The organism is Clostridium sp. AM49-4BH, assembly GCF_003478335.1.
GTDB lineage: Bacteria > Bacillota > Clostridia > Lachnospirales > Lachnospiraceae > Butyribacter.
On the sequence record NZ_QUFB01000009.1, the window covers coordinates 65086 to 76424 of the forward strand.

At 43.9% G+C, this 11339-nt stretch carries 9 protein-coding genes and 1 pseudogene; all 10 read left to right on the plus strand.

Annotated features, from left to right (window positions below; genetic code table 11):
• Positions 1-66: 66 nt before the first annotated feature.
• Positions 67-945 (plus strand): Hsp33 family molecular chaperone HslO, encoded by an 879-nt coding sequence (gene hslO, locus DW981_RS04280; RefSeq protein WP_118506892.1) that lies wholly within the window; start codon positions 67-69, stop codon positions 943-945.
• 16 nt (positions 946-961) lie between these two features.
• Entirely contained in the window at positions 962-2059 is a 1098-nt protein-coding gene (locus DW981_RS04285; RefSeq protein WP_118506893.1) for an SH3 domain-containing protein, read from the plus strand.
• 125 nt (positions 2060-2184) lie between these two features.
• The gene (locus DW981_RS04290) at positions 2185-3309 is read left to right on the plus strand and encodes a cadherin-like beta sandwich domain-containing protein (protein ID WP_118506894.1); all 1125 of its coding nucleotides are present in this window, start codon (positions 2185-2187) and stop codon (positions 3307-3309) included.
• A gap of 85 nt (positions 3310-3394) precedes the next feature.
• Positions 3395-4525, plus strand: a complete 1131-nt coding sequence (locus DW981_RS04295; RefSeq protein WP_118506895.1) for a cohesin domain-containing protein — start codon at positions 3395-3397, stop codon at positions 4523-4525.
• A gap of 20 nt (positions 4526-4545) precedes the next feature.
• Positions 4546-6986: pseudogene (locus tag DW981_RS04300) on the plus strand (ATP-dependent Clp protease ATP-binding subunit).
• Between the two features lie 116 nt (positions 6987-7102).
• A complete protein-coding gene (locus DW981_RS04305; RefSeq protein ID WP_022024844.1) occupies positions 7103-7516 on the plus strand; it encodes a hypothetical protein in 414 nt (137 codons plus the stop codon).
• Between the two features lie 79 nt (positions 7517-7595).
• On the plus strand, positions 7596-8969 hold the full coding sequence (radA, locus tag DW981_RS04310; protein ID WP_118506896.1) for a DNA repair protein RadA: 1374 nt from the start codon (positions 7596-7598) through the stop codon (positions 8967-8969).
• On the plus strand, positions 8969-9325 hold the full coding sequence (locus DW981_RS04315) for a hypothetical protein (RefSeq protein ID WP_022024842.1): 357 nt from the start codon (positions 8969-8971) through the stop codon (positions 9323-9325). The genes radA and DW981_RS04315 overlap by 1 nt, the downstream gene beginning before the upstream one ends.
• A gap of 116 nt (positions 9326-9441) precedes the next feature.
• The gene (locus DW981_RS04320; RefSeq protein ID WP_118506897.1) at positions 9442-9975 is read left to right on the plus strand and encodes an RNA polymerase sigma factor; all 534 of its coding nucleotides are present in this window, start codon (positions 9442-9444) and stop codon (positions 9973-9975) included.
• The gene (locus DW981_RS04325) at positions 9968-10672 is read left to right on the plus strand and encodes a DUF4367 domain-containing protein (protein WP_118506898.1); all 705 of its coding nucleotides are present in this window, start codon (positions 9968-9970) and stop codon (positions 10670-10672) included. Before DW981_RS04320 ends, DW981_RS04325 begins: the two co-directional genes overlap by 8 nt.
• Positions 10673-11339 lie beyond the last annotated feature (667 nt).

Below are 11339 nucleotides of genomic sequence, written 5' to 3' on the forward strand. Positions count from 1 at the left end.
CAGTGCCTTTTGCACAGCATAAAAGCATAGAATGTATGCGGACCTAGAAAGGAATGTAGAATTATTATGAATCAGGAAGATTATATTGTTAGAGCAATGGGAGCAGACAGACAGCTCCGCTTATTCGCAGTGACGAGCCGTAATCTGGTAGAACGTGCCAGAGAGATTCACAATACCAGTCCGGTGGCAACGGCTGCATTGGGTCGTCTGCTTACGGCGGGCAGTATGATGGGCAGTATGATGAAAGGCGATAAAGATGTATTGACACTGCAGATACAGTGCGGTGGTCAGATCGGGGGACTAACCGTGACGGCAGATGCACAGGCTAATGTCAAAGGCTATGTCAAGGAGCCAAACGTAATACTGCCGCCTAACGCCAAAGGAAAGTTGGATGTCGCCGGTGCAGTGGGACCGGGATTTTTGAATGTGATCCGTGATATTGGCATGAAAGAGCCATATAATGGACAAACACATTTGGTTTCCGGGGAGATTGCCGAAGATTTGACATATTATTATGCTACATCTGAACAGATACCATCTTCGGTAGGTTTGGGTGTACTTATGGACAAAGACAATCATGTCAAGCAGGCGGGAGGATTCATCATTCAAGTGATGCCTTTTGCAGAGGATACGGTGATCGATCGTTTAGAGGCAACTCTGAAAGAAATGCATTCCGTTACGCAGCTGCAGGAGCAGGGAATGAGTCCGGAAGATATGTTAGAGTATCTGATGGGAGATCTTGGCGTAGAGATCACAGACCGTGTGCCGACACAGTACCACTGTAATTGTTCCAAAGACCGTGTTTCCAAGGCGATTGCCAGCATTGGACGTAAGGATCTGGAGGAAATGATCGCAGATGGAGAGCCAATAGAGGTAAATTGCAGTTTTTGCGGCTCTCATTACAAGTTTGATACCGAAGATTTGCAGAAATTATTACAACAGTGATGAGGAGTGTTTCAGCATGTCGAAGAAAAAATTGGGCGTATGCATAGCGGTCACGCTTTTGTGTACCATAGTATTCGCATTTATCATGACAGATAACAAAATATCGAGTGCAACAGCGATAGGCGAAGTGCGCGTAAATGGTTATCTGAACGTGCGCAAGGGGCCAAGCAAAAAGTACGGTTTTGTGAAGTCCGGTGGTGCGAAAGTGACGCTTGCAGATGGCAAACGTGTGACGATCATTGCCAAGAATGGTAAATGGTATCATGTTAAATTTAAGCTTGCCAGAAAAACGTTTAAGGGATATTTGCATTCCAGTTATGTAAAGGTACAGACGGGTAAGGTGCGCACTTCGATATGTGGTAAGGTTTTAGTATCCGGTCAGCAGTTGCACACGAAAGCGAATGAGAACTCCAGCATGACAAAAGTGGACGGCAATGTTGTCAAGATGGTAAAAGGGACATCCGTAAAGATCTTATCGGAAAAAATATATAATAACCAGAAATGGTATTATATCTCCTTTAAGCAGGGAAATGCCAAGTGTAAGGGTTATGTACAGTCGATCCATGTAAAAGTAGATTATAAAAAAGGAATGCCTGCCAAGATCACAACGAATGCCGTGCTTAATCTGATGGCGAAAGCAGGACGTGTTGCCCCTAAGAAAGTAAAAGGAAAAAAGATCCGTCTAACCAATAATATGCAGGTGACTGCTATCGGGGAGAAAGCAATAGGAGGATTTCGTTATTATAAGATTTCTGTGCGCAGTGGTTCTAGGACGGTGAAAGGTTATGTACCGGAGAAGCATTTACTTTTCCAGATCGTGAAGACGGAAGTTCCGGGTGTTGTACCGAAAGTAACTGCCAAACCGACACCAAAACCGACGAAGAAGCCAAAGGCAACACGGAAACCTACAGAAACAACACAGACAGAGCATTTGTCCGTGTCAGATGCTCAGTTCAAGAAACAACTGCAGCAGCAGGGATTTCCAAGTACATATATTACACCGCTTATGAAATTGCACAAGCAATATCCTAAGTGGGAATTCGAGGCCTTCAAGACCGGTCTTGACTGGAATGCAGCCGTGGCAGCAGAATCCAAAGTAGGTTTAACCTGTTAAGCAATAGCAAATCATACGACTGGAAATCGACAGCAGACGGAGCATATAACTGGAAAACCGATAAATTTGTCGTATTTGACGGGTCAACGTGGGTGACGGCATCCGTTAAAGCTGTGAGATATTATATGGATCCGCGCAATTTCCTAGATGAGCGTGGCATCTTCCAGTTTGAATCGTTGAAGTACAGAAGTGATGTACAGACGCAAACCGGAGTAGAAAATGTTTTGCGGAATACGCCGATGTATAATACAAACTTTACGTACACAAACAACGCTGGAAAGAACGTTTCCATTAAATATTCCAAAGCATTTATGGAAGCAGCAGCGGCATCTAAGGTGAGTCCATATCATTTGGCATCCCGTGTGAAGCAGGAGGTTGTCATCAGCTCTACGATGATGTCCAGTTCTGTATCCGGTAATGTGGCTGGTTATAAAGGCATTTATAACTTCTACAACATTGGAGCCAACAGCGGTGCCAATGCTGTCAAGAACGGTTTGAAATGGGCCAGTACAGGTACGGATTACTCCAGACCGTGGAATAATCGATATCGTTCTATTTACGGCGGAGCCTGCTACATCGGAAAGCAGTATATCAATGTCGGCCAGAATACGTTGTATCTGCAGAAGTTTAATGTAACAGCGACGAAGAGGTACGATCATCAATATATGGCAAACATTGAGGCGCCTAATAATGAAGCGACAAAGACAGCGAATGCATATGGAAGCGATAAAGACAATACGCCAATTGTATTTTCAATACCGGTATACAATAACATGCCGGTGAGTGCCTGTGACATACCATCCGGTGGTAAGAATCCAAATAATTATCTTAAGAATCTGTATGTTCAGGGTCATGCTTTTTCGGCACCGTTTGCACTCGGAGATACCGGATCTAAGACGTATAAGACAACGGTAGCCAACAAAGTAAAATCCGTCAAAGTAGTGGCAAGTGCAGTGAGCACAGCAGCGACGGTAACGGGAACAGGCAGCAAGAGACTATCGGTGGGCAAGAATACGATCATCGTTAAGGTTAAGTCAGCCAGTGGCTCGACACGTTCTTACAAAATTGTTGTGACGAGAAAATCAGCGGCAAAGGGCGCAGTTAATACAGAAGCAGTTTCAAAGAAACAGACGAAATCCGGCAAAACGAAGAAGACGTCCAAGAAACCGCATGCAACCAAAAGACCGCAGGTAACCAAAGAGCCGCAAGCCTATGATGAAGATCTGTCGGATGCAGATTCGGGAGAATAGAATATAGAATAATGTGTATCCTGCTGCATCAGCAGCAGGATACTTATGAAAAGTTTGCAGACTGAGAAAGGAATGCAGTATTCATATGAAAAACCCCATACAGTACAAGCAAATAGTGGATCATGGGATAAGAGCAGCAGGGTGTATCATCCTGTTGCTCCTTATTTGCGTTTGTGGCTGGGAAAGTCATGCGTCTGCGGATTGTGCAGATATAAAGATCACAACGAAACAGCAGGTTGTATCGAAGGGAGATACCGTGTATGTTATGGTCACTGTCACATCAACAACGGCAATGTCGGGATTTGAAGGATTTTTTACATACGATAATACGGTATTGCAATTTCAGACCGGGGGAAGTGTTGTGTATGGCAACGATGATGCGTTTCAGATATCCGATATTGACCGGTCATCCGCTGCTACAAAACTTAAATATTCCATTAAATTTAAGGCGAGAAAGGCTGGGGATACAGAAATTGCATTGACAGGACCGTATCACGTTTTTGGAGAAAGTACGTCCACGAAGTTGTCGGCATCTTATAATTCGCTGGTGTTGGTCGTTAAGGATCGCGAGAAGGCGACTGCGAAGGAACCACCTGTCGCAAAGAAACCAGTGCAGTCTGCACGACCGAAGAAACCACGTGGTTCAAAAACACCGTCACGTTCTGCGCGATCGAAAGAAAATAATAAAACAAACGCTGCCAAAGGAAATAAAAAAACATCGACGATAAACGACAGGGCATTGCTCAAGTCGTTGGAGATCGAAGGCGTCACTTTATCTCCGGCATTTGCGGAACAGACTTCCGATTATACGGCAGTGATCCAAGAGGAGAAAGAATGGCTGAATGTCATATATGAGACGGAACAAAAGGGTCTTCAGGTGGAGATTACCGGAAATAAGAACTTGCAAAAAGGCAAGAATATGATTAAACTGATTGTTAAAAATGCAGATGGTGCACAGAGCGTTTATCAAGTGGAAGTGACGGTGCAGCCGGAACAGGAGACGATGGCTCCGGAGAGTGGGCAGAATGTGCCACCGGGGGATCAACTCGCCGGCAACGCAACAGCAAAACCACAGGTGGATGCATCTGAGGAGGAAATGCGCATTGAAAAACAGCGCATGCAATATATTGTAGGAATTATGGCAGCGTTTTGTGGGCTATTGATCTTGGGGATCATTTCGCTGATCAGGCGGTATCGATCTCAAAATTTGAAATAAGAGCAGGAGGTTTAGAGAGTATGCGGAAACGTTATACGGCTAGTGCTGAGAAAGTATTAGAAAATGCGGGGAAAGAAGCAGTTTCCAGAGGAATGAGCTATGTAGGAACTGAACATTTACTATTAGCACTGATCAAACAAAAGGTGTTGCGGCTGAGGTGCTGCGGGAAAATGCAGTTAATGCGGAAAGCCTAGAAGAAATGATACAGGAAATGGATAAGTCGGCGGCAGGTGTACTGACCAAGGAAAAGGGCGATTTTACACCGCGTGTGCGCAAAGTGATCGAGCAGAGCGTGCAGGAGGCAGAGCACTTAGGAACGGAACTTGCAGGAACCGAGCATTTGCTGATCGCACTGTTAAAAGAAACGGAGTGTATTGCAGTCCGTTTGCTGGGAACGGTTGGGATCAACCTGCAGAAATTGTATATGGATTCGTTGATCGCAGCAGGACAGGATATGAATACTGCGAAAAATGAGTTTCTTATGCATAAAATGAATAAAAGTAAATCAACAACGCCGGTATTGGATCAGTATAGCAGAGATCTGACAGAATATGCCCGCAATGGAAAGCTGGATCCGGTCATTGGAAGGGACCGCGAAATTGATCGTTTGGTACAGATATTAAGCCGCCGAACGAAGAATAATCCATGTCTGATCGGCGATCCGGGTGTTGGTAAGACCGCCATCGTGGAAGGTTTGGCGTTAAAGATCGCAGAGGGCGAGATCCCGGAGATCATTCAGGGAAAACGTGTTTTAACGCTTGATCTGTCCGGCATGGTTGCAGGTTCGAAGTATCGTGGAGAGTTCGAAGAGAGAATTAAACGTGCACTCAAAGAGGTGACCGGTTCCGGTAATATATTATTATTTATTGATGAGATCCATACGATCATTGGTGCCGGTGGTGCAGAGGGTGCCATTGATGCCGCCAATATATTGAAACCATCCTTGGCGCGTGGTGAGATCCAATTGATCGGGGCTACTACCAGAGAAGAATACCGCAAATATATTGAAAAGGATGCGGCGTTAGAGCGCAGGTTCCAGCCGGTAGAGGTCAATGAGCCGGATGAAGCAGGGGCTTTGGATATTTTGAAAGGACTCAGACCTTGTTATGAAGAGCATCATCAGGTACAGATCACGGACGGAGCACTGGTGGCAGCCGTTAAAATGACGGAGCGTTATGTCAATGACCGCTTTTTGCCGGATAAGGCGATCGATGTGATCGATGAAGCATCTGCCAGAGCCGGATTAAGTGTATATTTGCCAACACCGGAGTTAAGCAAGTTAGAGGCATCAAAACGTGAATTGGAACAAAAGAAAGAAGATGCGATCATTGCGGAGGACTTTGCGCTTGCCGGAGAGATCAAAAGACAGCAGAAAGAGTTGCAGCTAACGATCGATCAGATGCACGCGCAGGCAGATGCCAAACGCCAGAAAAATAAACTGGTCGTTACGGAAAATGAAGTGGCAGAAGTGATCGCTGACTGGACAAAGATTCCGGTACAGAAATTGCAGGAAGCAGAGACAGAGCGATTGAAACATTTGGAAGAAATACTGCATGAGAGAGTCGTTGGCCAGGAGGAAGCAGTAAAAGCGGTTGCCAAGGCAGTGCGCCGTGGACGCGTAGGAATGAAAGATCCGAATCGTCCGATCGGTTCTTTCCTGTTTTTGGGGCCAACCGGTGTCGGTAAGACAGAGCTTTCTAAGGCACTTGCAGAAGCAGTATTTGGACAGGACAATGAGATCATTCGCGTTGACATGTCAGAATATATGGAGAAACACAGTGTTTCTAAGATGATCGGTTCACCTCCGGGATATGTCGGATATGAGGATGGCGGACAGCTCAGTGAAAAAGTACGCAAGCGTCCATACTCGGTCGTATTGTTTGATGAGATCGAAAAGGCACATGGCGATGTGTTTAACATTTTGCTGCAGATATTGGAAGATGGTCATGTGACGGATGCACAGGGACGCAAAGTCAGCTTCAAAAATACGATCATCATCATGACGTCTAACGCAGGAGCAGGACGTATTGTATCACCAAAACATTTAGGATTTGGTACAGGCGAGGACGAGAATGCCGATTATCAGAAGATGAAAGAAAGTGTTATGGAAGAGGTCAAGAGGATCTTCAAACCGGAATTTATCAACCGAATTGATGAAATTTTGGTATTCCATACTTTGACCAAAGAAAACATTGAGCAGATCGTTCGTATTTTGCTGCGTGGCTTAAACAAACGTTTACAGGAACAGATGAGCATGGAACTGATCGTTTCCGATGCGGCTGTCGCACATTTGGCGGAGAGCGGCTTCGACAAAACGTACGGTGCAAGACCGGTAAGACGCAGTATCCAGACAGAAGTTGAGGATGAACTGGCCGATCGAATGTTGGACGGAGAATTCGCTGCGGGCGATAAAATTTATGTGGATTGTTCACAAAAAAAACTCACCTTTTCCAAACGGTAGCGGTGGAAAAATGAGGGCAAATGTGATATAATTGTCTACAACAGATATTCAGATAAATCGCACTTCCAAATGTGCGATAGATACCAGATTGATTACACACTTAGGAGGATTATATTATGGCGGGGATTACAGATTTGATCTGCAAGACAGCAGATGGTAAGTTGAGCTTTGGTAATTTTGATTTGGACAGCAAGCAGAAGCGTTCAGATTTTCCTTTTGAGGGGGATCTGTACAAGGTAAAGACTTTCAAAGAGATTACCAAATTAGAGCGTAACGGTATGTTTGTTTATGAATCTGTACCTGGAACAGTTGTAACAGATATGTCTGCAACAGAGCAGGAAGTTACTTTCAAGGTAGAGGGATGGGAAGATTCATCGATCACATTGGAACTTGAGCCGGAGATGGAATATGCAGTTACGATCTCTGGAACAGACATTGGCAAGATGAAGACCAATCTCGGTGGCAAGTTAGTACTCAGCATTGAGATGGATCCGGATCAGAGTTATGATGTGAAAGTGGTTAAAATGTAGTCTTTATTCTAAGGGCGCATAGTGCAGATATGTTTTTCTGCAGCAGGAGACAGCATGCAGAAAGCATGGGTGGTTTAATATGGCAAAAGGAAAACAAAAAACAACGTTTTTCTGTAAAGAATGTGGATTTGAATCTCCAAAATGGCTAGGACAATGTCCGGGATGCAAGGAATGGGATTCCTTTGTGGAAGAGCCGGTCGTAAAAACGGCTGCCGGTCGTTCCGTCACGGTGACGGAACACCGGGAACCGTCGAAATTGTCCGAGATCGTTACCAACGATGAGGTACGTACCTTAACCGGGATCGGAGAGCTGGACCGTGTATTGGGCGGTGGCATAGTGACCGGTTCGCTTGTGTTGGTAGGCGGTGATCCGGGGATAGGCAAATCCACTTTGCTTTTACAGATGTGTAAACAGCTTGCAGAGGCAGGCAAAGATGTATTGTATGTATCCGGTGAGGAATCGGTCAAACAGATCAAGATGCGTGCAGATCGTCTTGGAACTTTTCAAAAAGAACTATTTTTGCTGAGTGAGACCGATCTGGATATTGTGACGGAAGTGATCGGTAGGAAAAAGCCGGAGATCGTGATCATTGACTCGATTCAGACTATGTATCGTGAAGAGATCGGATCTGCACCGGGAAGTGTCAGTCAGGTTCGAGAGACGACGAGTACGCTGATGCGGCTTGCTAAAAGTCTTCCGGTTTCTATCTTCATTGTAGGACACGTAACCAAAGAGGGAGTTGTAGCAGGACCCCGAGTATTAGAGCATATGGTCGATACGGTTTTGTATTTTGAAGGAGATGGAGGTGCTTCTTACCGTTTCCTGCGTGGTGTCAAAAACCGTTTCGGTTCTACGGATGAGATCGGCGTTTTTGAAATGCGTGGCAACGGATTGGTAGAAGTGCCAAATCCGTCCGAGTATATGTTGGCGGGTAAGCCAAAACAGGCGCCGGGTTCGATCGTGGTATGCTCTATCGAGGGTACCAGACCGATCTTGATCGAGGTGCAGGCACTTGTATGTCAGACGAACTTTAATATGCCGAGACGAACTTCTACCGGTACGGATTATAATCGTGTGAATCTGCTGATGGCAGTCATTGAGAAACGGATGGGTGTTCGCATGGGCGATTGTGATGCCTATATCAATGTGGCAGGCGGCATGCGGATCCATGAGCCGGCATTGGATCTCGGTATCATATTGGCGCTGCTTACAAGTTATCGGAATCAATCGTTGGACGATGAGACGATCTGCTTTGGTGAAGTGGGACTGGCGGGCGAAGTGCGTGCGGTCAACATGGCAGAGCAGCGTGTGTTAGAGGCGGCGAAGCTGGGGTTTAAGCGTTGCATTCTGCCTAAAGTAAATTGCAGGCAATTAGCACTTACGAAAGAGCAGACGAGAGGATTGGAACTGGTTGGGATTGAGAGCATTCATGAATTGTTGGAGGTGTTCTGATGCTTGAAGAAACGGCGGTATCATCTGCAAAGATTATGGAGCGCATGGAAGCGACACTTGGCAATCTGGAGCAGATGTCTTATGATACGATCAACACAACAGATCAACTTGTTACATTGTTGGGTAAGGCGCGAGATTACAATATGCAGATGCGTGACGGAACAGAAGCAGAGAGAGCGGAAGCCAGCAAACAGATGGGCGTTATGCTGGACAGGCTTTTGAATATTTCATTCTTGTTGAACAATCTTTCCCATCAATTAGAAAATGAAACAGCGTACCAGCGTGAAACTTCTTACGCAATATGTCAGATTATTGATTTTTTATATGGAATGACAGATATAGAGCCTACTGTATGAGTACAGCAGCTCTTATGCAGTCGACAAGCTAACCTGTTCTGACGTCAGAGAACTAAAATAATTGTCACAGAACGCAGAGTTATTAGTTGTTGTATTAGGAAAGGAATTTTAACATCATGTTTTTAATGGTTATGGACATGGCTGATTCGCCGAAAGATCAGCGAAAGATCGTAAAATTGTATGAAAAATATAATCGTCTCATGTATGTGATCGCCTATAATATCGTGCAACACCATGAGGATGCAGAAGACGTCGTATTGGCTGCATGGGAGAGAATTATAAAAAATCTTGATAAAATTTCTAAAATTGATTGTCAGGAAACGAAAGCTTTGATCGTTATAATAGTTGAGAGGATAGCAATAGACTTTTATCGCCGGAATAAGAGAACTCTTTCAAAAATCATCTATAAAGATGATTGCGAGATGTATCCTATTTATGGAATGAAAGATGCAAAGCTGGATGAAGTAGAGATGCATCAGGTGCTACAGAATATTCCAAAAAAATATGCAGAAGTTTTGATCTTGTACTATGTCAATGGCTATAAAAGTCGGGAAATTGCAAGCTTTTTGAACATTACGGAAAGCAACGTAACACAACGCTTATCCCGAGCTAGAAAATTTTTAAGGAAGGAGCTGACAGGCGATGAATGATCAGAAGATTAGAGAAATTTTATCCGCTTATGTTGAGGAAGGAATGCGGCAGCTCAACGAAGAGAAAATGGCAGGTGCAGATCATGTATATTCTCCAAAATATGAGAAGAAGATAAAGAGAATGTTATGGACGGAACAATATTTTGGTAAACATTTGAAACTAGGATATGCTTTACGGTATGCGGCTGTATTTGCTTTGGTTGTACTTAGCATGTTTGCTGCCAATGAGGCAAGTGCGCGTATCTTGAATGTAAATCCGTGGAGATATATTGTGTCATTTTCAAAGAGAAGTAAGATGGAACACAACACATACCAGAAAAAGCCGCAGAAATCACAAGAGCCAGAAAAGACGGTTATTTCGGATTGTCCTAATTATATTCCGACAGGATTTGTGCAAACCGCTGATGACAAGGACGAGGCTGGTGTATACATGGAATGGAATAGGAAACAAAAAGAATATTTGCAGTATACAAGAGTTACATTAGAAGATGGGCTGACAATAGCGTCCGATGGGGCCTATGATCATAAAGAGAAGTTTGTAGTATGTGGCTACAAGGGAACCTATTATACAAAGAAAGATGAGGAATGGGTAATTTGGAATGACAGTCAGTATTATCATAAGATTAATGCAACGCACCTTGCGAAAGGAAAAGAGAAATTGCAAAAAATGGCGCAGAGTCTGTATTTGAATAATTAAACGCTCAAACGTATTGTATGAGTGTGAAAAAAATAAAATATTTTGTCAGGATTCTCCCTGTTGATTCGTTATATATATTAGAACGATTAACAGGGAGTTTCTATGTTTAAAAAGGAGCTGGACAACAATAAAAAGCTGGGCGAAAACTGTACAGGCAACGAGGGGATCAAATAATCCTACATATCAATTAACCAGTAAGGGAACTTATCGAAGTCATATAACGGCTGTTGTATGGAAGGATGGCAAGTCAGAAAAAGTTGGGGCAAGCAGTGAAAAAAAGGTATACTAAAAATTTTAAAAAAGTTTGTCAGGTTTATTGTGGTTTGTTCGTTATAGTTAATAGAGGGGAGAGATGATGCTGTAATGTGATACAACAGGCTATTTCTTTGCATTAGGCAGAATTATTGCCAAATGCAGAGATAGTATATAGGTATAGCAGGGTGGAATCTACGAAAGAAAGGAGATGGTTTATCCATGGAACGAATAGTATGGATTAACATATTAAAAAAAGTTCCTACACCGCAGAGGGCAAGCCCATAGGCTGAATAGGAACTCGTATAAAAAACCACAACAATTATAGCATATTTGACTTAATGATGCTATAAAAATCAGCTAATCGGAAGGAGTAAGGTATGTTAAAGCAGGAAATCCGAAGAGTGCTGCATTC